A 26437-nucleotide genomic window follows, 5' to 3' on the forward strand; every position below is an offset into this window, starting at 1 on the left:
CGGGCTAGCGATCGACGACCTGAGCGCCTACGACGGCGGGCGCAGCGGCCTGGTCCTCGGCTTCGGCGCGGTGAACCCGGAATTGATCGACGAAGGCCTGACGATTCTGTCCGAATTTATCGGTTAGCACCTGATAGGTCAGCGCGCCGGCCGCGAACCCCAGACTCAGCAGCGCCGGCCACCCGTTCAGCCACAGCAGGCCGCAGACCGCCACGAACGCGACCCCGGCCACCACCCGGGACCAGCCGCGGGGGAGCAGGCGCAGCGCCGCCGCCGTGCCGATCACGTAGACCAGCGTGAAGCAGCCGGTCACCAGCAGCGCCGACCGCGCCACCGGCAGCCGCAGCAGCGCGCACCCGAGGCTGACCACGAGGATGACGGTGAGGGAGCGGCGCCGGCCCCCGAACACCCGGGCCGGCAGCGCGCCGTCCCGGGCCAGCGCCACTCCGAGCCGGCCGGCCCCCGCGAAGTACGCGTTCACCGCGCCCAGCGTCAGCACCACGGCGACCACCGCGGTCACCGTCCGGACCGGCCCGCCGACGCCGATCGCCAGCAGATCCGCGAGCGGCGCCCGGCTGGTCGCCAGGCCGGGGCCGAGGGTCAGCACGCTGACCGCGGCCACCGCCAGGTAGAGCACGCCGACCACGGCGACCGCGAGCATCGTGGCCCGGGGCACGTCGCGGCGCGGGTTCCGGTACTCCGCGGACAGCGACGAGAGCGCCTCCCAGCCGGCGAAACCCCAGACCAGGATCGCCGCGGCGGCGCCCAGCCCGGCCCAGCCGTGCGGCGCGAACGGGGTCAGGTTCGCGAACCTCAGGTGCGGCAGCGCGGCCAGCACGGTCACCACCAGCAGCAGGGCCAGGGTGCCGGTGAGCACCAGCTGCACACGGCCGGAAATGCGAAGACCGAAGAGATTCATGACGTACGCCGTGAGCACCACCCCGAGGAACGTCAGCAGCTCGGTGGTCCGGCCGCCGCCGAGCGCGTCCGCCACGTACCCACCGGTGAACGACGTGGCGACCGGCGCGCCCAGTGGCACCGCGAAGAAGAAGCACCACCCCACGGCGGCGGACGCGCGTCGTCCGAAGGCCATGCCCGCGTACGTCGCCACCCCGCCCCCGTCCGGGAAGCGCGCGCCGAGCGCCGCGAACGTCCAGGCCAGCGGGGCGGAGAGGAGGATCAGGGCGAGCCACGCGAGCAGCGCGGCCGGTCCCGCGGCCGCGGCGGCCAGCGCCGGCATGGAGATGAGCCCGGTGCCCAGCACGGCGCCGATCGACAGCGCCGTGCCCTGAGCCACCGAGAGTCGGGCGGTCATGGGACGAACCTAGAGCCCGATTGGCCCGTACGCTCAGGCCAATCTTGTGGGTTTTGAATGAGCCAATCAGAACCCGAAACTGGCCCCGCGCAGTCGCTCGGCCACCGCCGGGTCGCCCTCGATCTGGACCCGGGCGATCCGCTGCCGCCCGGAGAAGAACAGCGCCAGCTCACCCGCGTCGCCGGTGATCCGCACCTGCGGGGCCGGGCCGGTGCGCACCGGCGGGAACCCGTCGGCGACCACCTCGGCAACCACGCCGGCCCGGCGCAGCGCCATCCGCGAGGTGAGCTTGCCGCTGCGCCAGAGCGCGGCCTGGTGCCCGGCGGGCAGCGGACGCGGCTCCCACGCCGGGGCGGCGCGGCGGACGTCCTCGTGGTGGATGAAGAACTCCAGGGTGTTGGCGAGACCATCGGTGAGCGGGTTGCTGACCGGGCTCCAGACCGGGGGCTGACGCACCTCGGCGATCAGGTCGGGGTACGGCAGCGCGGCCTTGGACAGGCGCACCCGCTCACCGTAGGAGTGGAGTGCCGGGACGAGCATCCCGACCGAGGCGTCCGGGCGACGGTCCCGGATCACCAGATGAGCGGCCAGATCCCGGGTGGTCCACCCGGTGCACAGCGTCGGCGCGTCCGGGCCCTCGCGCAGCAGCAGGTCGGCGAGCAGCCGGCGTTCCTGGCGGGCGTAGTCGTTCATCCACCGATCGTATGCAGGATCACGTGCTCCCCGGTAACCGGAACGAGGCAGGTCCGTGCTGAGCACGCGGCGTAGCCCAGCCTGACCTGATAGCGATCGCCGTCCCCGGAGAACGCGCCGACCCGGGTCTTCCCGCCCGGGGCCGCATGGAGTCCCTCGCATCGATGATCATGCGGCGGGGGAGGCCGGCTGGTCAGGCCACTTGTCGCTGCCCGAATTTCCGGGGGCGGGGATTCGTGGGTGTAATCGTCACCACAATGTAAACACTGGGGTGGCGGCCACTCGTTCGGCAGGATGGGATCGGTAAGGCCGGATTCGCCGGTCAATACTTACCAGTCAGGTAGGACATTGAGCAGCAGGGCCAGCCGCGACGTGCTGGGACGGGGTCTGCGGGTGCTCGGGCACGCGATCCGTACCGAACCGCGCCTCTTCACCATCGGGACCATCGGCAGCAGCCTGTTCGGGCTGCTCATCATCGCGAACTCGTACGTCGTCGGCTGGGTGATCGGCGACATCGTCGTCCCCGCCTTCGCCGCGCATCGCGCCCGCACCGGCGAGCTCGCCCTGGTCGCCGCGGTCTTCCTGGGGATCAGCGCGCTGCGCGTGGCAAGCATCTTCGGCCGCCGCCTCGGCGCCGGGTACATGCAGTTCCACCTCCAGGCGCGCTATCGCCGGGCGGTGACCGGGCGTTACCTGGCGCTGCCGCCGGCCTGGCACCAGCGGCACGCCACCGGCACGCTGCTCTCCAACGCGAACTCGGACGTCGAGGCGGCCTGGGGCCCGATCGCCCCGTTCCCGTTCGCGGTCGGCACGATCGTCATGCTGATCGGCGCGCTGATCTCGCTGTTCGTCACCGACTGGGTGCTCGCGCTGGTCGGCGCCACGCTGTTCCCCGGATTGTTCGGGCTCAACCTGGTCTACTCCCGGCGGATGTCGCCGCGGCAGATCCGGGTCCAGCAGAACCGGGCGAAGGTCAGCGCGGTCGCGCACGAGAGCTTCGACGGCGCGCTGGTGGTCAAGACGATGGGCCGGGAGGCCGACGAGTCGCGCCGGTTCGGCGTCTTCGTCGACGAGCTGCGCGACTCGCTGATCGCGGTGGGCCGGCTGCGCGGCCTGTTCGACCCGCTGATGGACAGCCTGCCCAGCCTCGGCACGCTCGCCGTGCTGCTGCTCGGCGCGTGGCGGATGCAGACCGGCGCGATCACGGTCACCGAGCTGGTCAGCGTCGCGTTCCTGTTCACCGTGCTGGCGTTCCCGGTGCGCGCGATCGGCTGGGTGGTCGCCGAGCTGCCGCGCAGCGTGGCCGGCTGGGACCGGGTGCAGGCGGTGCTCGGCGCCGAGGGCGATCTCGCCTACGGCGAGGGTTCGCTGCCCGGTCACGGCCCGGCCGAGTTGCGGTTCGAGCACGTCAACTTTCGGTACGGCGACGGCCCCGCGGTCCTGCACGACGTCAGTTTCACCGTGCCGGCCGGAAAGACCGTGGCGCTCGTCGGCGCGACCGGCTCGGGCAAGTCGACGATCGCCTCGCTCGCCGTGCGCCTGGTCGACCCGGAGTCCGGCGGCGTCGGCCTGGACGGGGTGAAGCTGCCGGATCTGGCGCTGTCCGCGCTGGCCGCCGCGACCGCGCTGGTGCCGCAGATCCCGTTCGTGTTCGACGACACGGTGCGCGGCAACATCGCGCTGGACCGGCCCGCGGTCGACGACGACGCGGTCCGGTCCGCGATCGGGCTGGCCCAGGCCGAGCGGTTCGTCGACCGGCTGCCGGCCGGGCTGGACACCGCGGTCGGCGAGCGTGGCACCTCGCTCTCCGGCGGGCAGCGGCAGCGGCTCACGCTGGCCCGCGCGCTGGCCGGCAAGCCCCGCCTGCTGGTGCTCGACGACGCCACCAGCGCGGTCGACCCGCGGGTGGAGGCGGACATCCTGAACGCGCTGCGCGGCGGGGACGCGGACGCGTCGATCCTGGTGGTGGCGTACCGGCGGGCCACCATCGCGCTCGCCGACGAGGTGGTCTTCCTCGATCGCGGCCGGGTGGTGGCGACCGGGACGCACGCCGAGCTGATGACGTTCCACGCGGGCTACCAGGCGCTGGTCACGGCGTACGAGAAGGAAGCAGAGAAGTGAGCACGGCTGAGGGAACGATGGCCACGGTCAAGCGGGGGCTGGCGCTGTCGCCGGAGCTGCGGACCGGGCTGGGCGGCACGATCGTCCTGGCCACGCTGCAGATGGCCGGCCGGGTCGCGGTGCCGATCGCCGTGCAGCAGGGCATCGACCACGGCATCCGCGCGGCCGGCGGCCCCGACCTGGGCGTGGTCGGCGAGATCGTGCTGTTCACGCTCTGCGCGCTGCTGATCTCCACGCTGTGCGGGTACCTGATGACCCGGCGGCTCTTCACGGTCAGCGAGACCGCGCTGGCCGCGCTGCGGTCCCGGGCGTTCCGGCACATCCACGACCTGTCGATGCTGCACCAGCAGTCCGAGCGGCGCGGCTCGATGGTCTCCCGGGTGACCAGCGACGTCGACCAGATCTCCCAGTTCCTGCAGTTCGGCGGGGTGCAGCTGTTGCTCGCCTCGGGCCAGCTGCTGGTCTCGGCCGCGGTGATGTTCGTCTACTCCTGGCAGCTGGCGCTGGTCGTGCTGGTCGCGTTCGGCCCGGCGGTCGGCGTGATCCGGCTGTTCCAGACCCGGCTGCGGGCCGTCTACCAGGCGTCCCGGGAGCGGACCGGGGTGATGCTCGGCGCCATCGCGGAGAGTGTGGTGGGCGCCACGGTGATCCGGGCCTACGGGGTCTCCGGCCGCACCCAGGCCCGGCTGGACACCTCGATCGAGGATCTCCGGCAGGCCCAGCAGAAGGCGCTGAAGACCAGCGTGACCAGCTTCTCCAGCGGCGAGATCGGGGCCGGGCTGGCGATGGCCGGGGTGGTCGTGGTCGGGGTGCTGCTCGGGGCGGACGGGGATCTGACCGTCGGGCAGCTGACCGCGTTCCTGTTCCTGGTGACGCTCTTCATCCAGCCGGTGCAGATCGCCACCGACATGCTGAACGAGGCGCAGAACGCGGTGGCCGGCTGGCGCCGGATCCTGGACGTGCTGGACGTCGAGCCGGACGTGGCCGACCCGGACGACCGGGGCGTGCCGCTGCCGGCCGGGCCGCTGTCGGTGCGCTTCGCCGACGTCTCGTTCCGGTATCCGGGCGGCCCGATCGTCCTGTCGGACGTCGATCTCGAGCTGGCGGCGCGGCGGAAGTATGCCGTGGTGGGGGAGACCGGCAGCGGGAAGACCACGTTCGCCAAGCTGCTCACCCGGCTGATGGATCCGGCCGCGGGCGAGGTGCTGCTCTCCGGGACGCCACTGACCTCGGTGCAGTTCTCGTCGCTGCGGTCGCGGGTGGTGATGGTCCCACAGGACGGGTTCCTCTTCGACGCCACCATCGCGGAGAACATCCGCTTCGCCGAGCCGGCGCTCACCGACGGGCAGCTGCTCGACGCGTTCACCGAGCTGGGGCTGGCCGACTGGCTGGGTGGTCTGCCGGCCGGGCTGGAGACCCCGGTGGGGGAGCGCGGGGAGGCGCTCAGCGTCGGGGAACGGCAGCTGGTGGCGCTGGTCCGGGCGTACGTGGCGGACCCCGACCTGCTGGTGCTGGACGAGGCGACCAGCGCGGTCGATCCGGCCACCGAGGTGCGCCTGCAGCACGCGCTGGACCTGGTCACCCGCGGCCGGACCACGGTGGCCATCGCCCATCGACTGTCCACCGCGGAGGCCGCGGACGAGGTGATCGTCGTGGACGCGGGCCGCGTCGTGCAACGCGGCCCGCACGCCCAGCTCGTCGCCGAGCCGGACTCCATCTACGCAAAGCTCTACGCCAGCTGGCTTGAACAGACACGCTGACCAGGTTTTACCTGGTGAGATGGTGTGTCGCTCGCCCCGGCCGCAACCGCGACCGGGGCGAGAAACCCGCCATCTCAGCGATGCATGAGCTTTATCGCGCGTAGTACTCGACGACGAGCTGCTCGTCGCAGAGCACCGGGACCTCGGTGCGCACCGGCACCCGGATCACGGTGGTGCGCAGCTCCTCCAGGACGGTCGACAGGTAGGGCGCGGTCGGCCCGTCGTTGTGCGCGCCGGTCGCCGCGATCTGGAACGGCGGCTTCTGCCGGCTCGTCTCCTTGACCTCGATGACCTGGCCCGGCTTGAGCTTGTAGCCCGGCCGGTCCACCTTCTTGCCGTCCACCGTGAAGTGACCGTGCACGACCAGCTGACGAGCCTGGTAGATGGTGCGGGTGAAGCCGGCCCGGAAGACGGTGGCGTCGAGACGGCGCTCCAGCAGGGTGACCATGGTCTCGCCGGTCTTGCCCTCGGCCTGGTGGGCGGCGTCGTACGCGGCCCGCATCTGGACTTCGCTGATGTTGTACTGGTGCCGCAGACGCTGCTTCTCCAGCAGCCGGACCTGGTAGTCCGAGCTCTTGCGCCGGCCGCGGCCGTGCACGCCCGGCGGGAACGGCCGCCGCTCGAAGTACTTCACACACTTGCGGGTGAGAGGGATGCCGAGCGCCCGGGAGAGCTTGGCTTTGGGTCGCGAGTTGTTCACGCCGGATCTCCTGTTACGGTTAGCCTTGCCTAACTTAGGTAAGCCTAACCGGTGCCCGGAGGTGCTCGACATGCAACCCAGTCCCGCCGAGATCGCGCGTACTCTCGCCGCCGGTCACCTGCCCGCCGTCGCCCACATCGCCTGCCACCCCGGACCGCTTCCGGTCCGGCACGTGACCGACGCCCAGGGGCGCCCGCTGCTGCTCGTGCCGACCGGGAGCACGCTGGTCACGGCGCTGCGGCCGCAGCCGGGGAACGATGACACCGCGCTGGTTCTCGACATCCGGGACGTCCCGCCGATGTCCACGTCGCCGGCGCTCGGCCGGGTCTGGGTCTCCGGCTGGGCCGCTCGCCTCACCGGCGACGAGGCCCGCGCCGCCGCGCTGGACTACGCCGACACCGACGCCTGCGGAGATCTGCTGGACGTCGGCGGGACCCAGGCGCTGTACCGGATGGACGTGGCCGAGGTGCGCTTCGAGCGCACCGAGAAACTGGTCGAGATCGACCCGGACGACTACGCCGAGGCGTCCCCGGACCCGCTGCGGGCCATCGAGTTCGACCTGATCGCGGACCTGGCCGATCACCACATGACCGAGATGGGCGACTACGTGCGCCGGCAGCTCGGCAAGGCCGCCCGGCCGGGCGACGAGCCCAAGGTGGTCCGCCTGGACCGCTACGGCTTCCTGGTCCGGATGGGCTCGCGCAGCGCCCGGCTGGCCTTCCCGCGCCCGGTGACGGACCGCCACGACCTGGCCCACCTGCTGCACCCGATCCTGTGCGGTCGTTGCTCGGCGTAGGGGGTTTTCCGCAACCACCCGCGGACGTCGCCCTTGCGGGCCTCGCGTTCTGGGCGCGCCAGCGCCCTGCGAGGGTCGGAAGGGTCCCCGCGGGAGCGGCGGTCAGTTATCGGCCGCAGCCGAGGCAATAAAAAAAGATTTTGAAAGGCTCGGGATCCTCTCTCCCTCCTTCTGCCGCCGTCGGGTGGGGGGATCCCGTTCGCCCCGTCCGAAGGTGCCGCGGAGGGCGGGGTAACGCAAAAGGCGGGCAGCCCCGTGCCGGGGGCTGCCCGCCTTTTCGCGTGCCGGCGGATTACAGCGAGAGGATGCGGTCCAGGAACTCGCGGTAGCCGCGCATCGCCATCCGCATGCTCTCGGTGTCCGTGGTGCCGGTGCCGCGCAGCGGGTCGAGATCGTCCCGCTCGGCCAGCAGCACCTCGGTCAGCTCGTTCACCGCGTCGGTGAGCAGGTCGTGCGCCCGGGTCAGCGCGTTCACCGGGTCGTCGACGAACTCCGCCTTCACCTCGTGCCAGGCGGCCCGGAAGTGCCGGGCGGCGTCCTCGTCCCAGATGTTGGGACGGATGATCGCGCCCTCCTCGCCGCCGAGGGACGACTCGGAACCGAGATCGTCGTCCTCGGCCGCCGCGCGACGGCCCGGCCGGCGAACCGGCTCGGCGTCCTCGAGGCTGGCCGAGCGGCGGGCCGCCGGGCGCTCGTCGTCGACCAGACCGCGCCGGAGACCGCCGACCGAGACGCCGGTCAGACCGGACTCCGGGTACGGCTGGAACTCGAGCGGCGGCGGCGTGACCGAACCGGCCTGCGGCGCGGCCGGGGTCACCGAGGCGACCCCGAAGGCCTCGCCGGAGCGGCCCAGGCTGTAGCCGGTGGTGGCCGGCGAGCCGAACGCGAACCCGGTCTCCGTGGACTGCGGCAGGTCGGACGGCGCGCGGGTGGCCGGGATCTGCGGCATCGGCGCCGGATGCGTCGGCGTCGGGTACACCAGCTCCGGCAGCTGCATGGTGGCCGAGCCGGTCACCGGCGCCGGCGGCGGACCCGGGGCGGTCGGCGGGGCCGGGCTGAACGGCTGGACCGGACCGGCCGGCTGGGCCTGGCCGAGCGGCGGGACCGGGCCGAGCGGCTGGGCCGGGGAGACCGGGGCCGCGGAGGCCGCCGGGTCGAGCGGCACCGGGGCCGGCTGCTCGCCGTTCGGCTCCGGCGTCAGCGTGCTCGCCGGGTGGTCCGGGGTGAAGTCGGTCGGCAGGTACGGCGCCGGGGCGTACCCCGGCGACACCGGCGCGCCCGACACCGGGCCGGCCGGCCCGCCCGAGGTCGGCGGCTGGACCGGGACCGACGCCCAGCCGGCGGCCGGGTGGACCTCGACCGGCTCGTCGAGCGGGCCGTCCGCCACGGGCGCCTCGTCCTGGCCCGGCATGTCGCCGGGCTGTGCGTACCCGGGGGCTCCTGCCCGTCCGTTCATGTGTTCACGTCCGTTCTCGTCGCGTGGTCCCGCCTCCTCGGCGGGGTCCTGGCCGGCCTCCGGCGACGTGTCGTCCGCCGGCTCGTCCTCCGGTGCGGCACCGGTGGACTCCTCGTCGGCCGGTGATTCGGCGACTTGAGCGTCGCCGGGCGTCTCCTCCGCGGCCGAAGCCTCCGCCTCGGAGGTGTGCCCGTTGACGCCGGCGTGCGCGTCCGGGGCCCGGCCACCGAAGAGGAAGCGCCCGGTGCCGCCGAGCCGGAATCCCCCGAAAGAGGTATCCCGTCCCGGTGTTTCGGCCTCGGGCTCCCGAGACTCTACGTCCTGGCCAGGCTCCGGCTCGTGGTCCGAAGGGACCGAGTGATCAGAATCGCCGTGCCGGGGGCGGGTCGGCGGGGTCCCGCCGCGGTCGCTCCGACCTGGGCCGGGGACCCGGCCGGCGGCCCGGTTCAGCCCGAACGGATCGCTGCCCGGCAGCTCGCCGGGGGTGCCGTGGAAGCCGTTGGCGTCGCCCGGGCCGTGCGGTCCGCGGGCCGAGGCGATCGGCGCGAACGGGGACCCCGGGTGCGGTCCGAACGGCCGGGAGGACCCGGTCATCAGGTCGATGGGCAGCGGCGGGAGGGTGAGCTCCGGCTCGATGGCCCGGCGGGAGCCCAGGGACACCATCTCCGGCTCCGGCACTGGCTCCGCTTCCCGCGTCTCCTCCGCCGGGGGCAGATAGGCGGAGGGCAGATAGCTCGACTCGGCCTCGGCATCGGGACGAACCTGCCAGAATCGGGCGAGTCCGGGTGCCGGCCGGGCATTGTCGGGGCTGGACGTCGGCTCCATCGGTAAACCACTCCCGTCGCAAGGCGCGCCCACCGGTGCTTGGAGCTGCGCAGACACACCCGGCGGCGGGCGCCGGGGCATCTAGGCGGTACGGCGCCCCGCCGACGGTACCGTCCCGATCGGTCCGGCACATCCCCTGTGACCGGATCGTGGGCCCTCCATGCCGCGTGCAAGATATCCGCCCGCGATGCGGGACAATCGTGCTCGTGTCAGATGCAGAGACTTCCCTGGACGCGGCGATCGCCGCACGGCTCAAGCGGACTCCGGACGGCCTGGTCGCCGCGATCGTGCAGGAGCACGGCACCGGCGACGTGCTGATGCTGGCCTGGATGGACGCGGAAGCCCTGCATCGGACGCTGACCACCGGCCGGGCCACCTACTGGTCCCGCAGTCGCGGGGAGTACTGGGTGAAGGGCGCCACCTCCGGTCACCACCAGAAGGTGCGGAAGGTGGCGCTGGACTGCGACGGGGACGCGCTGCTGCTGACCGTCGAGCAGACCGGGGCGGCCTGCCACACCGGCACCCACACCTGTTTCAGCGAGGAACTGGAGGTGGCTCAGTGACCAGCGGAGCGACACTTCCCGACGAAGACCGATTCGTCCGTACGCATCGTCGGGTCATCCCGGTCACCCGCAAGCTGCTGGCCGACGGGGAGACCCCGGTCGGCGTCTACACCAAGCTGGCCGGCGGCCCCGGCACCTTCCTGCTGGAGTCGGCCGAGCAGGGCATCGCGTGGTCCCGCTACTCGTTCATCGGCGTCCGCAGCGTGGCGACCCTGATCGAGCGGAACGGCGAGGCGGCCTGGCTGGGCACCCCGCCGGCCGGGGTGCCGCTCGACGGTGACCCGGTCGAGGTGCTGCGGCAGACCGTGGCGGCGCTCGCCGACGGCCCCGCGGCCGACGACCTGCCCCCGCTGACCGGCGGCATGGTCGGCTATCTCAGCTATGACCTGGTCCGGCGCTTCGAGCGGCTGCCCTCGACGGCCGAGATCGACGTGCCGCTGCCCGAGCTGGGCATGATGCTCGCCACCGACCTGGTGGTGCTCGACCATCACGACGGCTCGGCGCTGCTGGTCGCGAACGCGGTGCTGGCCGAGGACGCGGACGACGCGGCCCGCCGGGCGGCGTACCACCACGCGGTCGGCCGGCTGGACGCGATGACCACCGCGCTGTCCCGGCCCACCCCGCCGATGGTGTCCACGGTGCATCGGCGGCCGGCCGGCGAGCCGGTCAGCCGGACCGTCCCGGGCGACTACCAGAAGGCGGTGGAGCAGGCCAAGGAGGCGATCCGGGCCGGCGAGTGCTTCCAGATCGTGGTGGCCCAGCGGTTCGAGCGGCCCACCGACGCGAACGCGCTGGACATCTACCGGGTGCTGCGGGCCACCAACCCGAGTCCGTACATGTACCTGCTGCGCTTCGACGACTTCGACATCGTCGGCTCGTCGCCGGAGGCGCACCTCAAGGTCAGCGCGAACCGGACCGCGCTGCTGCACCCGATCGCCGGCACCCGCTGGCGGGGCGCCACCCCGGAGCAGGACGCCGCGCTCGCCGCCGAGCTGCTGGCCGACCCGAAGGAGCGCTCCGAGCACGTGATGCTGGTCGACCTGGGCCGCAACGACCTGGGCCGGGTCTGCGAGCCGGGCAGCGTCGAGGTGCCGGAGTTCGCCCGGATCGAGCGGTACAGCCACGTCATGCACATCGTGTCCACCGTGGTCGGCCGGCTGCGGGCGGACCGGACCGCGTTCGACGCGCTGGCCGCGACGTTCCCGGCCGGCACGCTCTCCGGCGCGCCCAAGGTCCGGGCCATGGAGATCATCGAGGAGCTGGAGCCGACCCGGCGCGGCCTGTACGGCGGCACGGTCGGCTACTTCGGCTTCGCCGGCGACATGGACATGGCGATCGCGATCCGGACCGCGCTGCTCAAGGACGGGGTGGCCTACGTCGGCGCGGGCGCCGGCATCGTCGCCGACTCCGACCCGGCCGCCGAGGAGCAGGAGACCCGGAACAAGGCGGCCGCCGTGCTGGCCGCGATCGCCGCCGCCGAGACGCTCCGAGCGGCCCGATGAGCCGTCGCTCGCACGCCGCCGCGGTCCTGGCCTGTCTGGCCGGGGCCGGCCTGACCCTGTTCGCTGTCACCCGTACGTGGTCGATGACGGTCGAGCACCGCACCGGGCTCTCGGATCTGACGACCGTCCGGACCGGCGCCGACGAGCAGCCGTGGCTGATCGGCCTGGCCGTGGTCGGGCTCGCCGGGGCCGGCGCGCTGCTCGCCACCAAGGGCCTGGCCCGGCGGGTGCTCGGCGGTGTGCTGCTGCTGGCCGGGCTGGGGGTGGCAGCCGGCGGGGTGCTGGCCCGGGCCGGGCTGGACGCCGGCGAGGCCGGGGCCGGGGCCGCGTTCTGGCCGGTGGCCTGCGTGCTGGGCGGGGTGGCGGTGGCGGCCGGCGGGTTCCTCGCCGCGCGCCACGGGCACCGGTGGGCGGCGATGTCGTCGCGGTACGAACGGACGCCGGCCACCGCGGCCGTCCGCCGGGAGAGCTCTGAGCTGGAACCGGCGGACAACCGTGCCGCCTGGGACGCCCTGGACAGGGGCGACGATCCGACCGTTTAGGGCCGGGCGTTTATTCGCGTCATCAGCAAACCCGGTTTTTTCCGCGGACCGGGTTTTTCAGCGGACCGGGCTTTCAGCGGACCGGGGCGGCGGCCGTGCGGGCGCGGTGCCGGGCCGCGGACCGGGTGCGCCGCGGGCGGGTGGCGACGATCGCGGCCACCGCGCGGCTGGTCTCGGCCCGGGCGGCGGCCCGCGCCCGGTCCGCCTCGATCGCCGACCAGGCGTTGTCGCTGGCGGTACGCATGTTGTCCGGGCCCACGACCGCCCGCTGCACGCCGGTCACGACCTCGGCGGCGATGGCGACGAGGGTCCGGGAGACCTCGGCGAAACCGGCTGTCTGAGGGGTCTGATCAGTGGCCATTGGTCGACTCCGCATCATCGTCCGGGTGGCGGCGCCGTCGGCGCCGTCGACTAGTCTGCCCGAGCCACACGATGCCGGAGCCGTATTTCCACACCGTGACGGCCCGGTCAACGCAAAGTACGGTCGGCCGTTCGGGGGAGGTGCCCCAGCACAGCGGCCTGAGGGCCGTTCGCTCGATGTGAGCGAAGTGACATGCGGGGCGGGCAGCCTGGCATTATGCCCCAGTCCAACTCGTGAGGCGCGCCATACCCCGGGAGCCCGGGGGCCTGCCTCGCCGCCTAGCATCGGGCCGAAGACACCCGGAGAGGGGAGTCATTACGTGACATCCGATCAGGCGGAAGCGGGCAGTGGCGGACCCGCGCGGCCGCAGAACGTACTCGAGGAGATCCTCGCCGGTGTGCGCGAGGACGTAGCGGCACGTCAGGCCGCGACTCCACTGGAGCAGGTACGCGAGCTCGCGGCGGCGGCGCCGCCGGCGATCGACGCGTACGCGGCGCTGCGCAAGCCCGGCGTGGCGGTGATCGCCGAGGTGAAGCGATCGTCGCCGTCCAAGGGCGCGCTCGCCGACATCCCCGACCCGGCCGAGCTGGCCGGGGAGTACGCGGCCGGCGGCGCCCGGTGCATCAGCGTGCTCACCGAGGGCCGGTGGTTCGGCGGGTCGCTGGACGACCTGGTGGCGGTGCGCGCCGCCGTGAAGGTGCCGGTGCTGCGCAAGGACTTCGTGATCTCCAGCTACCAGGTGCACGAGGCCCGGGCGCACGGCGCGGACCTGGTGCTGCTGATCGTCGCGGCGCTGGAGCAGAACGCGCTGGTCGGCCTGCTCGAGCGGATCGAGTCGCTGGGCATGACCGCCCTCGTCGAGGTGCACAACGAGGAGGAGGCGGACCGGGCGCTCGAGGCGAACGCGAAGGTCATCGGCGTGAACGCCCGTGACCTGCGGACCCTCGAGGTGGACCGGTCGGTCTTCGAGCGGATCGCCCCCGGCCTGCCGAACAACGTCGTGAAGATCGCCGAGTCCGGCGTCCGCGGCCCGCACGACCTGATCCGCTACGCGTCGGCGGGCGCCGACGCGGTGCTGGTCGGCGAGGGCCTGGTGACCCAGAAGTCGCCGCGCGACGCGGTGGCCGAGCTGGTCAACGCCGGGAACCACCCGGCGACGCCCAGGCCGGTGCGATGACGGCGCCGTCCCTTCCGGATCTGGCCGGCCACTTCGGTAGGTATGGTGGCCGGTTCGTTCCGGAGGCGCTGATCAAGGCTCTCGACGAGCTGGAGGCGGCGTACCGCTCGGCCAAGGTTGACCCGGAGTTCCAGGCGACCTTCAAGGACCTGCTGCTGAACTACGCGGGCACCCCGTCGCTGCTGTACCCGGCGAAGCGGCTGTCCGCGAAGCTCGGCGCGGAGATCCTGCTCAAGCGGGAGGACCTGAACCACACCGGCGCCCACAAGGTGCGCAACGTGCTGGGCCAGGCGCTGCTCGCCAAGCGGATGGGCAAGCCGCGGGTGATCGCCGAGACCGGCGCCGGCCAGCACGGCGTGGCCAGCGCGACCGCGGCCGCCCTGCTGGACCTCGAGTGCGTGGTCTACATGGGCGAGACGGACACCCAGCGGCAGGCGCTGAACGTGGCGCGGATGCGGATGCTCGGCGCCACCGTCGTCCCGGTCACCAACGGCTCGCGCACCCTGAAGGACGCGCTGAACGAGGCGCTGCGCGACTGGGTCTCGACCGTGGACTCCACGCACTACCTGCTCGGCACGGCGGCCGGCCCGCACCCGTTCCCGGAGATCGTCCGGGACTTCGTGAGCGGCATCGGCGTCGAGGCCCGGCAGCAGTGCCTGGATCAGATCGGCCGGCTGCCGGACGCGGTCGCGGCCTGTGTCGGCGGCGGCTCCAACGCGATCGGCATCTTCCACGAGTTCGTCCCGGACCCGTCGGTGCGGCTGTACGGCTTCGAGGCCGGCGGCGACGGCGTGGAGACCGGCCGGCACGCGGCGTCGATCACCGGCGGCTCGGTCGGCGTGCTGCACGGCAACCGGACCTATCTGTTGCAGGACGAGGACGGGCAGACCATCGAGTCGCACTCGATCTCGGCCGGCCTGGACTACCCGGGCGTCGGCCCGGAGCACGCCTGGCTGCACGACACCGGGCGGGCGACGTACGAGCCGGTCACCGACGCCGAGGCGATGGCGGCGTTCCAGCTGCTCTGCCGGACCGAGGGGATCATCCCGGCGATCGAGAGCTCGCACGCGCTGGCCGGGGTCGCGAAGATCGCCCCGCGGCTGCGCGAGGAGCTGGGCCGCACCCCGACCATCGTGGTGAACCTGTCCGGCCGCGGCGACAAGGACGTGCACACCGCGGGCGCCTACTTCGGCATCCTCGACCCGGTCGAGGCGGTCGTCCCCGGGGAGAACACGTGAGCATCGCGGACACTTTCGCGAAGGCGAAGGCCGAGAACCGCGCGGTGCTGGTCGGCTGCATGCCGGCCGGCTTCCCGACGGTCGACCACAGCATCGAGCAGATGATCGCGATGCACGAGGCCGGCTGCGACGTGATCGAGGTCGAGCTGCCGTACTCCGATCCGGTGATGGACGGCCCGGTGATCCAGAAGGCCAGCGACATCGCGCTGGCCAACGGCGTCCGGACCAGGGACACCCTGAAGATCATCGAGGCGGTGTCCGCGGCCGGCGCCACGGTCGTCCTGATGACCTACTGGAACCCCATCGAGAAGTACGGCGTGGACGCGTTCGCCCGCGACCTCGCCGCCGCCGGGGCCACCGGGCTGATCACGCCCGACCTGATCCCGGACGAGGCCGCCGAGTGGATCGCCGCCTCGGACAAACACCGGATCGACCGGACGTTCCTGGTCGCGCCGTCGTCGACCGACGAGCGGATCGCGATGACCGTGGCGAACTGCCGGGGCTTCGTCTACGCCACCGCGCTGATGGGCGTCACCGGCGCCCGTACCTCGGTCTCCTCGCAGGCTCCCGAGCTGGTCGACCGGATCCGCAAGGCCGACCCGGCGATGCCGGTCGGGGTCGGGCTGGGCGTCGGCAACGGGGACCAGGCCGCCGAGGTGGCCGCGTTCGCGGACGGCGTGATCGTCGGCAGCGCGCTGATCCGCTGCGTGCTGGAGGCGCCCGACCGGGCCGCCGGGCTGGGCAACCTGCGGGCGCTCAGTGCCGAGCTGGCCGAGGGCGTGCGCCGCCGCTGATGAGTATCAGCTGGTTGTTACGCACCCTCCCGGCGATGGCCGGCGAGCTGTCGCACTTCGACCTGGACCGCACCCCGGCCGAGCCGCGCGAGCTGTTCCTGCGCTGGTTCGGCGAGGCGGTCGCGGCCGGGGTACGCGAGCCGCACGCGATGAACCTCGCCACGGTCGACGAGGACGGGCTGCCGGACGTCCGGGTCCTGCTGCTGCGGGACGTGGACGAGCGGGGCTGGCAGTTCGCGACCGACCGCCGCAGCGCCAAGGGCCGGCAGCTCACCGCCCGGCCGGACGCGGCCCTCGGGTTCTACTGGCCGGAGCAGGGGCGGCAGGTCCGCGTACGCGGAAAGGTCTTCGATCTGGGTCTTGCGGCCTCGGCCGCGGATTTCCTGTCGCGCTCGCCGGTCTCCCGGACGGCGTCGCTGAGCAGCGTGCAGAGCGACACGATGGCCGAGGACTCGGACATCACCCTCGCGCTGCAGGAGGCCGAGCGGCTGCTGGCCGCCGACCCGGACTTCGTGCCGGAGAGCCACGCGGTCTACGCGGTGGTGCCGGTCAGCGTGGAGTTCTGGCAGGGCGATCCGGCCTCGCGACGGCATCCACGGCTGCGCTACCGCCGTTCGGCCGATTCCTGGGTGAAGGAACGGCTCTGGCCCTGAATCGGGACCTCCCTGGGCATTGCGTGCTGGCCCGGCGACGGTAGCGTGTGCACCCGTGAACTACGCCCTCATCCCCAGTCCCACCACGTCGGTGTGGCACCTGGGCCCGTTCCCGCTCCGGGCCTACGCGCTCTGCATCATCGCCGGCATGGTCGTCGCGACCCTCCTCATGGAGCAGCGGCTGCGTCACCGGGGCGTGGCGCCCTGGGCGTCGCTGGACATGGTGGTCTGGGCGGTGCCGTTCGGCATCGTCGGGGCGCGGCTCTACCACCTGATCACCTCGCCGCAGGACTACTTCGGCTCCGGGGGTGACCCGGTCCGCGCGCTGTACATCTGGGAGGGCGGCCTCGGGATCTGGGGCGCGGTCGCCGGTGGCGCGGTCGGCGCCTGGATCGCGGCCCGTCAGATGGGCATCCCGCTGAGCGTCTTCGCCGACTCGCTCGCGCCGGCGCTGCCGATCGCGCAGGGCATCGGCCGGTTCGGCAACTGGTTCAACAACGAGCTCTACGGCAAGGTCACCACGCTCCCGTGGGGCCTGCAGGTGCACGAGATGGACTCGGCCAACCCCGGCCACGCCACCATGATCGACGGTGAGCCGGTCACCCGCCCGGACCTCTACCACCCCACCTTCCTGTACGAGGCGATCTGGGATCTCGGCGTCGGCGGTCTGGTCTGGCTGCTCGACCGGAAGTTCAAGTTCGGCCGCGGGCGGGCGTTCGCGCTCTACGTGATGGCGTACACGGCCGGCCGGTGCTGGATCGAGGCGCTCCGCACCGACGAGGCCAACCACTTCTTCGGCATCCGGCTCAACGTGTTCGTCTCGATCGCGGTGTTCCTGGGTGCGGCGATCTACTTCATCGTGATGCGCGGGCCGCGGGCGTACCTGGTGCCCGTCGACGCCCCGGACGTCGCGGTGGAATCGGCCGGCGACGTCTCCGCGGTGGACGTGTCCGCGGAGGCCACCCCGGCCAAGAAGCCGGCGCCGGTGGCGTACCAGGTGGTCACCGAGGAACAGTTCCTGGCCTATCAGGCGACCGGCGTGCTGCCGTCGCCGGAACCGGTGCTGGTGACCAGCCCGGCCGGCCCGGCCGCCGACTCGGCCGACGCGGCTTCCCCCGGGTCCGCTTCCTCGGGGTCCGCCTCCGCGGACGGGGGCGACGGCGACGAGCCCGCCGACCGGCCCGCCGACGAGCGCTGACCCACCGGAAAGGCGAGCGGCACATGCGTACGGCCGTGGTGGTGGGCGCCGGAATGGCCGGTCTGGCCGCGGCCGGCGCGCTGTCCCGCACCGGATGGCGGGTCACGCTCCTGGAGCGTGCCGAACGGATCGCCGCCCCACCCACCGCCGTGGTCCTCTGGCCCAACGGCCGCCGCGCCCTGGACTCGCTCGACCCGGACGGCGGCTGGTCGGCGTGCGCGTCCCCGCTGCCCGACGGCGGGGTGCGCCGCCCGGACGGCCAGTGGCTGATCCCGCCGCGCCAGCGGGCCGGCGCGACCGGCCCGGTCCCGGCCGTCGCGCACCTGGAAGACCTCTACGACGCGCTGGTCGCGGGCCTCGGCGACACCGAGATCCGGACCGGCTTCGACGTGACCACGGTCCGCACCGGCCGCCGGGAACGCCCCGCGGTCGGCGACGGGCACACCCTGATCGAGGCGGACCTGCTGATCGCCGCGGACGGCATCGACAGCCGGGTCCGGGCGGCGGTGGCTCCGGAGGCCGCCGCGGTCGGCTCCGGCTTCGCGGCGTGGCAGGCGGTGATCCCGGCGTACCGGGTCCCGAAGCTCTCCGCGGGGCAGGCGCTCGGCGGCGAGACGCTCGGCGCCGGATACCGGTTCGTCGCCATCCCGCTCGGCGCGCACGCGGCCGGCAAGGGCGGCATCTACTGGGTGGCGACCGCGGCCGGCGCCCCGCGCCCGGAGCCGGCGGCCACCCAGCTGGCGTTGCTGCAGCGCTGGTTCGCCGGCTGGCACGAGCCGGTCGGTGAGCTGCTCTCGCTGACCCGGCCCGAGGAGCTGGTGCCGCAGGGCGTGCGGGAGTTGCGGCCGCTGCCGCGGACCTACGCGTTCCCGTCCGGCCCCGGCGGCGTGCTGCTGATCGGCGACGCCGCGCACGCCATGCCGCACCACCTCGGGCAGGGCGCGTGCCTGGCCTTCGAGGACGCGGCGACGCTGCAGTCGCTGGTCGGCGGGGCCGCGCCCGGCGCCGATCTGGCCCGGGCGCTGGAGCAGTACACCCGGTTGCGCCAGCCGCGGACCACCACGGTGGTGCGGCAGAACCGGCGGATGTCGGCGGTGGTCCAGGCTCGGGGGCGGCTCGCGCTCCGGGCCCGGGACGCGGCGCTGAACCACATGCGGCCGCGGCTCCTCGGCCGGACGCTGGACCCGGTGTCGGACTGGTCGCCGCCGGAATAGGCGGCGTCCGCGCTGCTCGCGGGCACGGCCTGGTCGCTGTCGGCTTGCCAGGCGGCGTCCGCGCTGCTCGCGGTTCCGGCCGCCGGTTCCGGCCCGGCCTGGTCGCCAACTGCTTGCGGGGTACGTCGTGACCGGCCGGCCGGGCTCGGCTGGTGGTCAGGGCTGTTCAGGGCGCTGTTTTCGACCCTCAGCGCCAGCCGGCGTGCCGGAGCCCGGGCGCCGGTGTGCGGTGCGGGATCCGGATCTTGGGACTGATGACGTTCTTCACCGGTGGTTCACATGTTGGAGACAGATCGGCCGAGCACGCCGGGACGCTCGGACGGAACGTGGATCCGAGCGCGTCGGTAACGAGCTATTGCGCGCGCGGTCCTTACGTCGTACCAAATGATGGGAAGTGTGAGGGAATCGCGCGGGGCCTCAGAGCGGCACGGCCGCCGGCTCCGCGATGCACGCCGTGCCCACCCGGCGGAAACCCACCTTGGTGTAGAGCCGCGCCACGTCGTCGTCGCCCGCGGACAGGAAGATCAACTCGACACCGCGGCTGATCAGGTTGCGGGCCAGGGTCGCGGTGAGCTGCGACGCGTAGCCGCGGCCGCGCGCCGACGGCAGCGTGGCCACCCCGGCGATCTCGGCCACGTCGCCGGCCCGCTGGCTGGTGCCGGTGGCCAGGATGCCCTCCTCCGGCGACTCGGCGACCGCGGTCTCGTAGTCCCCGCCGGCCAGCATCGCGCGGAGCCCGCCGACCGCCTCGTCGCTGAGTACGAGGTCCGCCGCGGCGTCCCGTTCGGACGGTCCGGCACCCGAGACGACCAGGGATTTCTCGGTCATCTCGACCGGTGATCGATGGGCCGGCGCGGCGAATCCGAGGCGGGCCACGGCCCGGGACGCGGCCAGGTCGGCGTGCAGGCCGGGGTCGGCCGGGTCGAGCACCCGGATCGCGGCGCCGGGCACCGGCAGGTCCGGCACCAGGGCCTGCGGGTCGAGGCCGAGCAGCGGCGCGAGCAGCACGTCGAGGCCGGCCGAGCGGGCCACCGCGAGCAGGTCCGGCGTGGTCTCGTGGACCCACTCGAACGTCTCCGGAAGACCCAGCTCACGCTGCCTGGCCCGGCAGGCGGTGAGGTCGGCCGCGGAGGGCGTGGGGGCGCCCCGCCGGGGGCGTGCGTAATAGGGCCAACCCTCGCCCTCGCGGACGAAGAGCACCAGGGAGCCGATCTCCTCGACCCGGGCCCAGGGCCGGGGCAAAGCGTCGTAGAACTGTTCGAGCCGGTCGAAGTGGTCGGAATCCGCTCGTGCCATCGCGCGAGACTACCGGTCCCCGGTGCGGCTGTGCTATTCAGTTCGTCCACACAAACCCTGATCCCGGGGCTAGGTGTGATCAATCCGCACCTGGCGGAGATCAGTGTCTCTTAACGTAGACTCAAGAGACTTTGCAGGGCCGACGTCGTCCCGACCTTGATCCGAAACACCAGAGACGACAGGAGGCCCGGTGGCATATCCGCATCCCCAGGGGTTGTACGACCCGGCGCATGAACGTGACGCCTGCGGCGTGGCCTTTGTTGCTGACATTCACGGCCGTCGTAGTCATGACGTGGTTGCGAAGGGTCTGTCGGCACTGATCCGCCTGGACCACCGGGGCGCGCGTGGCGCCGAGCAGAACACCGGCGACGGCGCCGGGATCATGATCCAGGTCCCGGACGAGTACTACCGCGCGATCACCGATTTCGACCTTCCCGAGCCCGGCGAGTACGCGACCGGTCTGGTCTTCCTGCCGACCGACCCGGCCGAGGCCGCCCGCGCCGTCAAGGTGATCGAGAAGTACGCGCTCGTCGAGGGCGGCGACCTGCTCGGCTGGCGCGAGGCCCCGGTGGACCCGGCCGGCCTGGGCGCGACCGCCGAGGACGCCCGCCCGGCGATCCGCCAGGTCTTCATCGCCGCGCACCGGCTCGTCGACTCGCCCGCCGGCCCGGCCGGCCAGCGCCTGTCCGGCCTCGAGCTGGACCGGGTGGCGTTCTGCATCCGCAAGCAGGCCGAGCGCGAGACCTCGCAGCGCGGCGTCCCGGCGTACTTCCCGTCGCTCTCCTCGCGCACGGTCACGTACAAGGGCATGCTGACCCCCGAGCAGCTCCCGGCGTTCTTCCCGGAGCTCGCCGACGAGCGGGTCACCTCCGCGATCGCGCTGGTGCACTCCCGGTTCTCGACGAACACGTTCCCGTCGTGGCCGCTGGCCCACCCGTACCGGCTGATCGCGCACAACGGCGAGATCAACACGATCCGCGGCAACAAGAACTGGATGGCCGCCCGCGAGGCGCTGCTGTCGACGCCGAACCTGCCGGGCAACATCAAGCGGCTGTTCCCGATCAACTCGCCGGAGGCGTCCGACTCGGCCAGCTTCGACGAGGTGCTGGAGCTGCTGCACCTGTCCGGCCGCAGCCTGCCGCACGCGGTGCTGATGATGATCCCGGAGGCGTGGGAGAACGACCCGGGCATGGACCCGGCGCGGCGTGCCTTCTACCGCTTCCACGCGAGCCTGATCGAGCCGTGGGACGGTCCGGCCGCGGTCGCGTTCACCGACGGCACGGTCATCGGCGCGGTGCTGGACCGCAACGGCCTGCGCCCGGGGCGCTGGTGGCACACCCGGGACGGCCTGGTCGTGCTCGGCTCCGAGGCCGGCGTGATCGACCTGGACCCGGCCGAGGTGGTCGCCAAGGGCCGCCTGCAGCCGGGCAAGATGTTCCTGGTCGACACCGCGGCCGGGCGGATCGCGCACGACGACGAGATCAAGGCCGACCTGGCCGCCGCCCAGCCGTACGCGGACTGGCTGCACGCCGGCCTGATCGAGCTCGCCGACCTGCCGCCGCGCGAGCACGTGATCTACACGCACGACTCGGTGCTGCGCCGTCAACAGGTCTTCGGCTACTCCGAGGAGGAGCTGAAGATTCTGGTCGCGCCGATGGCGCGGACCGGCGCGGAACCGCTCGGCTCGATGGGCACGGACACGCCGATCTCGCCGCTGTCGAGTCGCCCGCGGCTGCTCTTCGACTACTTCCACCAGCTGTTCGCGCAGGTCACCAACCCGCCGCTGGACGCCATCCGGGAGGAGCTGGTCACCAGCCTCGCGATGACGATCGGGCCGGAGGGCAACCTGCTCGACCCGGGGCCGGCGAGCTGTCGGCAGATCGCCATGCCGTACCCGATCATCGACAACGACGAGCTGGCCAAGCTGCTCTCCATCGACGACGACGGGGACCTGCCCGGGTTCAAGGCGGTCCGGGTCTCCGGGCTCTACCCGCTGCGGGACGGCGCGGCCGGCATCAAGGCCCGGCTCACCCAGATCTGCCGGCACGTGTCCGAGGCGATCGAGGACGGGGTGCGCATCCTGGTGCTCTCCGACCGGGACTCCAACGCGGACCTGGCGCCGATCCCGTCGCTGCTGCTCACCGCGGCCGTGCACCAGCACCTGGTGCGCGAGCAGACCCGGACCCAGGTGGCGCTGGTCGTCGAGTCCGGGGACTGTCGCGAGGTGCACCACGCGGCGGTGCTGATCGGCTTCGGGGCGGCGGCGGTCAACCCGTACCTGGCCTTCGAGTCGGTCGACGACCTGATCGCCACCGGCGCGCTGACCGGCATCGACCCGCGCAAGGCGGTGCGCAACTACGTCAAGGCGCTCGGCAAGGGCGTCCTGAAGATCATGTCCAAGATGGGCATCTCCACGGTGTCCTCGTACTGCGGCGCGCAGGTGTTCGAGGCCGTCGGCCTGGAGAACAAGCTGCTCCAGCGGTACTTCGCGGGCACCTCGGGCCGGATCGGCGGGATCGGCCTGGCCGGCATCCACGCCGAGGTCAAGGCGCGGCACGAGAAGGCGTACCCGGCGAACCCGGCCGAGCGGGCGCACCGCCGGCTCGAGGTCGGCGGCGAGTACCAGTGGCGCCGCGAGGGCGAGATCCACCTGTTCAACCCGGAGACCGTCTTCCTGCTGCAGCACGCGACGCGCAGCAAGCAGTACGACGTCTTCCGCAAGTACACCGACAAGGTCAACGAGCTGTCGGCCCAGGCCGGTCACCTGCGCGGCCTGTTCAAGATCTCGCCGGACCGGCCGCCGGTCGACATCGGCGAGGTCGAGCCGGCCACCGAGATCGTCAAGCGGTTCTCCACCGGCGCGATGAGCTACGGCTCGATCTCCGCGGAGTCCCACGAGACGCTCGCGATCGCGATGAACCGGCTCGGCGCGAAGTCGAACACCGGCGAGGGCGGCGAGGACGTCGAGCGCCTCTACGACCCGGAGCGCCGTTCCGCGATCAAGCAGATCGCCTCCGGCCGGTTCGGCGTGACCAGCGAATACCTGGTCAACGCGGACGACCTGCAGATCAAGATGGCGCAGGGCGCGAAGCCCGGCGAGGGTGGCCAGCTGCCCGGCAACAAGGTGTGGCCGTGGATCGCCAAGACCCGGCACGCCACCCCGGGCGTCGGCCTGATCTCGCCGCCGCCGCACCACGACATCTACTCGATCGAGGACCTGGCGCAGCTGGTCCACGACCTCAAGATGGTCAACCCGGCCTCCCGGGTGCACGTCAAGCTGGTCTCCGAGATCGGCGTGGGCACGGTGGCGGCGGGTGTCGCCAAGCTGAAGGCCGACGTCATCCTGATCTCCGGCCACGACGGCGGCACCGGGGCGTCCCCGCTGAACTCGCTCAAGCACGCCGGCACCCCGTGGGAGCTGGGCCTGGCCGAGGCACAGCAGACCCTGCTGCTGAACAAGCTGCGGGACCGGGTCACCGTGCAGGTCGACGGCCAGCTCAAGACCGGCCGGGACGTGGTCGTCGCGGCCCTGCTCGGCGCCGAGGAGTTCGGCTTCGCGACCGCGCCGCTGATCGTCTCCGGCTGCGTCATGATGCGCGTCTGCCACCTGGACACCTGCCCGGTCGGCATCGCCACGCAGAACCCGGTGCTGCGCGAGCGCTTCACCGGCAAGCCGGAGTTCGTCGAGAACTTCTTCATGTTCCTCGCCGAGGAGGTCCGCGAGCTCCTCGCCGAGCTGGGCTTCCGCACCGTCGAGGAGGCCATCGGCCACGCCGAGATCCTGGACGTGGCCGACGCGATCGACCACTGGAAGGCCGGCGGCCTCGACCTGTCGCCGATCCTCTACGTGCCCGAGCTGCCCGAGGGCGCGGCCCGCCGCGGCGTGGTGGCGCAGGACCACGGCCTGGAGAAGGCGCTGGACAACGAGCTGATCGCGCTCGCCCAGCCGGCCCTGATCAAGGGCAAGCCGGTCCGGCACGAGCTGAAGACCCGCAACGACCAGCGCAGCGTCGGCGCGATGCTGGGCGGCGAGGTCAGCCGTCGCTACGGCGGCAACGGCCTGCCCGACGACACCATCGAGTTCACCCTGCGGGGCACCGGGGGCCAGTCGTTCGGCGCGTTCCTGCCGCGCGGCGTCACCCTGCGGCTGATCGGCGACACCAACGACTACGTCGCCAAGGGCCTGTCCGGCGGCCGGGTGATCGTGCGTCCGGCCGAGGACGCGCCGTTCGTCGCCGAGCAGAACACCATCGCCGGCAACACCATCCTGTACGGGGCGACCGCCGGCGAGGTGTTCCTGCGGGGCCGGGTCGGCGAGCGGTTCGCGGTCCGTAACTCGGGGGCCGCCACGGTCGTCGAGGGCGTCGGGGACCACGGTTGTGAGTACATGACCGGCGGCACGGTGGTGGTGCTCGGCCCGACCGGGCGCAACTTCGCGGCCGGCATGAGCGGCGGCAAGGCGTTCGTGCTCGGGCTGAACCAGGACCTGGTGAACCCGGAACTGGTCGACCTGGCGCCGCTCACCGAGGAGGAGCGCGACCTGCTGCGCTCGCTGGTCGAGAAGCACCACGCGGAGACCGACTCGTCGGTCGCCGAGCGGCTGCTGAAGGACTGGCCGGCCGCGGCCGAGCGGTTCACCGCGGTGGTGCCGCGTGACTACAAGCGTGTGATGGAGCTGATCAGGACCGCCGAAGCCGCCGGTCGCAACGTGGACGAGGCGGTCATGGGGGTTACCAGTGCCTGATCCGAACGGTTTCCTCCGCTACGAGCGGCAGCTCCCCAAGCGGCGTCCGGTCCCGCTGCGGCTGATGGACTGGAAAGAGGTCTACCCGCCCGCGGGCGAGGAGCTGATCCGCGACCAGGCCACCCGCTGCATGGACTGCGGCATCCCGTTCTGCCACGAGGGCTGCCCGCTGGGCAACCGCATCCCGGACTGGAACGACCTGGTCCGGACCGGTGCGTGGGAGTCGGCGATCGAGTCGCTGCACGCCACGAACAACTTCCCGGAGTTCACCGGGCGGCTCTGCCCGGCGCCGTGCGAGGCGGCGTGCGTGCTCGGCATCGGGGACGACCCGGTGACCATCAAGCAGGTCGAGGTGGAGATCGCCAACCACGCGTTCGCGCGGGGCCTGGTCGCGCAGCCGGCGCCGGTGGCGTCCGGCAAGTCGGTCGCGGTGGTCGGCTCCGGGCCGGCCGGGCTGGCGGCCGCCCAGCAGCTGGCGCGAGCCGGGCACGCGGTCACCGTCTACGAGCGCGACGACCGGATCGGCGGGCTGCTGCGGTACGGCATCCCCGACTTCAAGATCGAGAAGCACGTCATCGACGAGCGGCTCGAGCAGATGTCCGCCGAGGGCGTGGTCTTCCAGGCCGGCGTCGAGGTGGGCGTCGACCTGACCGCCGACGACCTGCGGGAGCGCTACGACGCGGTGCTGCTGGCCGCCGGCGCGCTGGCCGGCCGGGACACCGCGGAGACCCCGGGCCGCCACCTCAAGGGCGTCCACCTGGCCATGGAGCACCTGGTGCCGGCCAACCGGATCGTCGCCGGCCTGCAGGACACCACGCCGATCGACGCCAAGGGCAAGCACGTGATCATCATCGGTGGCGGCGACACCGGGGCCGACTGCCTCGGCGTCGCGCACCGCCAGGGCGCCGCGTCGGTCACCCAGCTCGACCAGTACCCGCTGCCCCCGGAGTTCCGGACCGGCCTCAAGGATCCGTGGCCGACCTGGCCGGTGATCCTGCGCAACTACGCCGCGCACGAGGAGGGTGGCGACCGCGTCTTCGGCGTGGCCGTGCAGGAGTTCGTCGGCGACGACCAGGGCAACCTGGTCGCGATCCGGCTGGCCGACGTGTCGGTGCAGCGGATCGACGGTGTCCGGACGGTCGTGGTGGCCCCCGGCTCGGAGCGCGAGGTGCGCGCCGACCTGGTGCTGCTGGCGATCGGCTTCGACGGCACCGAGGACCAGCCGCTGCTGTCGCAGTTCGGCCTGACCCGCAACCGGCGGAACGTGCTGAACGCGGACAGTGACTGGCAGACCGAGGCCGAGGGCGTGTTCGTGGCCGGCGACATGCACAAGGGCGCGTCCCTGATCGTCTGGGCGATCGCCGAGGGACGCTCCGCGGCGGCCGCGATCCACGACTACCTGGGCGCCGCCGGGGACCTTCCGGCACCCGTCCGCTCCGACCAGCAGCCGCTGGCGGTCTGACCGCTCCACAGCCTCACCCACAACCCC

Annotated in this window: 20 protein-coding genes; 14 read left to right on the top strand and 6 right to left on the bottom strand. The window is 72.7% G+C overall.

Translation table 11 applies throughout. The features are described 5' to 3' along the window. Positions 1 to 4: 4 nt before the first annotated feature. Both L3i22_RS08740 and L3i22_RS08745 read right to left on the bottom strand, forming a co-directional pair. Positions 5 to 1315, bottom strand: coding sequence for an amino acid permease (locus L3i22_RS08740; RefSeq protein WP_221326463.1), 1311 nt, complete (start codon positions 1313 to 1315; stop codon positions 5 to 7). 66 nt (positions 1316 to 1381) lie between these two features. Beyond that, positions 1382 to 2008, bottom strand: coding sequence for a TIGR03085 family metal-binding protein (locus L3i22_RS08745; protein WP_221326464.1), 627 nt, complete (start codon positions 2006 to 2008; stop codon positions 1382 to 1384). A 348-nt stretch (positions 2009 to 2356) separates the two neighbouring features. Here L3i22_RS08745 and L3i22_RS08750 point away from each other — a divergent pair, with 348 nt between their 5' ends. Both L3i22_RS08750 and L3i22_RS08755 read left to right on the top strand, forming a co-directional pair. After that, the gene (locus L3i22_RS08750; RefSeq protein ID WP_221326465.1) at positions 2357 to 4129 is read left to right on the top strand and encodes an ABC transporter ATP-binding protein; all 1773 of its coding nucleotides are present in this window, start codon (positions 2357 to 2359) and stop codon (positions 4127 to 4129) included. 17 nt (positions 4130 to 4146) lie between these two features. Beyond that, a complete protein-coding gene (locus L3i22_RS08755; RefSeq protein ID WP_221329863.1) occupies positions 4147 to 5889 on the top strand; it encodes an ABC transporter ATP-binding protein in 1743 nt (580 codons plus the stop codon). A gap of 91 nt (positions 5890 to 5980) precedes the next feature. Here the strand turns inward: L3i22_RS08755 and rpsD are convergent, their stop codons facing one another. Continuing rightward, a complete protein-coding gene (gene rpsD, locus L3i22_RS08760; RefSeq protein WP_221326466.1) occupies positions 5981 to 6589 on the bottom strand; it encodes a 30S ribosomal protein S4 in 609 nt (202 codons plus the stop codon). 70 nt (positions 6590 to 6659) lie between these two features. On the opposite strand from rpsD, the gene L3i22_RS08765 reads away from it, so the two are divergent. Then, entirely contained in the window at positions 6660 to 7385 is a 726-nt protein-coding gene (locus tag L3i22_RS08765; RefSeq protein ID WP_221326467.1) for a DUF2470 domain-containing protein, read from the top strand. Between the two features lie 292 nt (positions 7386 to 7677). Here the strand turns inward: L3i22_RS08765 and L3i22_RS08770 are convergent, their stop codons facing one another. After that, the gene (locus tag L3i22_RS08770) at positions 7678 to 9666 is read right to left on the bottom strand and encodes a hypothetical protein (RefSeq protein WP_221326468.1); all 1989 of its coding nucleotides are present in this window, start codon (positions 9664 to 9666) and stop codon (positions 7678 to 7680) included. 206 nt (positions 9667 to 9872) lie between these two features. Here L3i22_RS08770 and hisI point away from each other — a divergent pair, with 206 nt between their 5' ends. Genes hisI through L3i22_RS08785 form a run of 3 tightly spaced genes read left to right on the top strand, consistent with a single transcriptional unit; the run spans position 9873 to position 12273 of the window. After that, complete coding sequence (gene hisI, locus L3i22_RS08775; RefSeq protein ID WP_221326469.1) at positions 9873 to 10229, top strand: phosphoribosyl-AMP cyclohydrolase; 357 nt, start codon at positions 9873 to 9875, stop codon at positions 10227 to 10229. Further along, the gene (locus L3i22_RS08780) at positions 10226 to 11731 is read left to right on the top strand and encodes an anthranilate synthase component I (protein WP_221326470.1); all 1506 of its coding nucleotides are present in this window, start codon (positions 10226 to 10228) and stop codon (positions 11729 to 11731) included. Before hisI ends, L3i22_RS08780 begins: the two co-directional genes overlap by 4 nt. After that, the gene (locus L3i22_RS08785; protein WP_221326471.1) at positions 11728 to 12273 is read left to right on the top strand and encodes a Trp biosynthesis-associated membrane protein; all 546 of its coding nucleotides are present in this window, start codon (positions 11728 to 11730) and stop codon (positions 12271 to 12273) included. The genes L3i22_RS08780 and L3i22_RS08785 overlap by 4 nt, the downstream gene beginning before the upstream one ends. Positions 12274 to 12346: 73 nt before the next feature. On the opposite strand, the gene L3i22_RS08790 is transcribed toward L3i22_RS08785, so the two are convergent. After that, complete coding sequence (locus tag L3i22_RS08790) at positions 12347 to 12634, bottom strand: hypothetical protein (protein WP_221326472.1); 288 nt, start codon at positions 12632 to 12634, stop codon at positions 12347 to 12349. Between the two features lie 319 nt (positions 12635 to 12953). On the opposite strand from L3i22_RS08790, the gene trpC reads away from it, so the two are divergent. Genes trpC through L3i22_RS08820 form a run of 6 tightly spaced genes read left to right on the top strand, consistent with a single transcriptional unit; the run spans position 12954 to position 18908 of the window. Further along, the gene (trpC, locus tag L3i22_RS08795) at positions 12954 to 13811 is read left to right on the top strand and encodes an indole-3-glycerol phosphate synthase TrpC (RefSeq protein ID WP_221326473.1); all 858 of its coding nucleotides are present in this window, start codon (positions 12954 to 12956) and stop codon (positions 13809 to 13811) included. Next, positions 13808 to 15049, top strand: a complete 1242-nt coding sequence (gene trpB / locus L3i22_RS08800) for a tryptophan synthase subunit beta (protein ID WP_221326474.1) — start codon at positions 13808 to 13810, stop codon at positions 15047 to 15049. Before trpC ends, trpB begins: the two co-directional genes overlap by 4 nt. Further along, on the top strand, positions 15046 to 15843 hold the full coding sequence (gene trpA, locus L3i22_RS08805) for a tryptophan synthase subunit alpha (RefSeq protein WP_221326475.1): 798 nt from the start codon (positions 15046 to 15048) through the stop codon (positions 15841 to 15843). Before trpB ends, trpA begins: the two co-directional genes overlap by 4 nt. A gap of 14 nt (positions 15844 to 15857) precedes the next feature. Beyond that, the gene (locus L3i22_RS08810) at positions 15858 to 16496 is read left to right on the top strand and encodes a pyridoxal 5'-phosphate synthase (protein WP_255658059.1); all 639 of its coding nucleotides are present in this window, start codon (positions 15858 to 15860) and stop codon (positions 16494 to 16496) included. A gap of 55 nt (positions 16497 to 16551) precedes the next feature. After that, on the top strand, positions 16552 to 17694 hold the full coding sequence (lgt, locus tag L3i22_RS08815) for a prolipoprotein diacylglyceryl transferase (protein ID WP_221326476.1): 1143 nt from the start codon (positions 16552 to 16554) through the stop codon (positions 17692 to 17694). A gap of 23 nt (positions 17695 to 17717) precedes the next feature. Then, the gene (locus tag L3i22_RS08820) at positions 17718 to 18908 is read left to right on the top strand and encodes an NAD(P)/FAD-dependent oxidoreductase (protein WP_221326477.1); all 1191 of its coding nucleotides are present in this window, start codon (positions 17718 to 17720) and stop codon (positions 18906 to 18908) included. Positions 18909 to 19325: 417 nt separating this feature from the next. Here the strand turns inward: L3i22_RS08820 and L3i22_RS08825 are convergent, their stop codons facing one another. Further along, positions 19326 to 20204, bottom strand: a complete 879-nt coding sequence (locus tag L3i22_RS08825; RefSeq protein ID WP_221326478.1) for a GNAT family N-acetyltransferase — start codon at positions 20202 to 20204, stop codon at positions 19326 to 19328. A 190-nt stretch (positions 20205 to 20394) separates the two neighbouring features. Between L3i22_RS08825 and gltB the strand changes: the two genes are divergently transcribed. After that, positions 20395 to 24948 (top strand): glutamate synthase large subunit, encoded by a 4554-nt coding sequence (gltB, locus tag L3i22_RS08830; RefSeq protein ID WP_221326479.1) that lies wholly within the window; start codon positions 20395 to 20397, stop codon positions 24946 to 24948. Beyond that, positions 24941 to 26410, top strand: coding sequence for a glutamate synthase subunit beta (locus L3i22_RS08835; RefSeq protein WP_221326480.1), 1470 nt, complete (start codon positions 24941 to 24943; stop codon positions 26408 to 26410). Before gltB ends, L3i22_RS08835 begins: the two co-directional genes overlap by 8 nt. Positions 26411 to 26437 lie beyond the last annotated feature (27 nt).

Origin of the sequence: Actinoplanes sp. L3-i22 (assembly GCF_019704555.1) — a bacterium.
Taxonomy (GTDB): Bacteria; Actinomycetota; Actinomycetes; order Mycobacteriales; family Micromonosporaceae; genus Actinoplanes.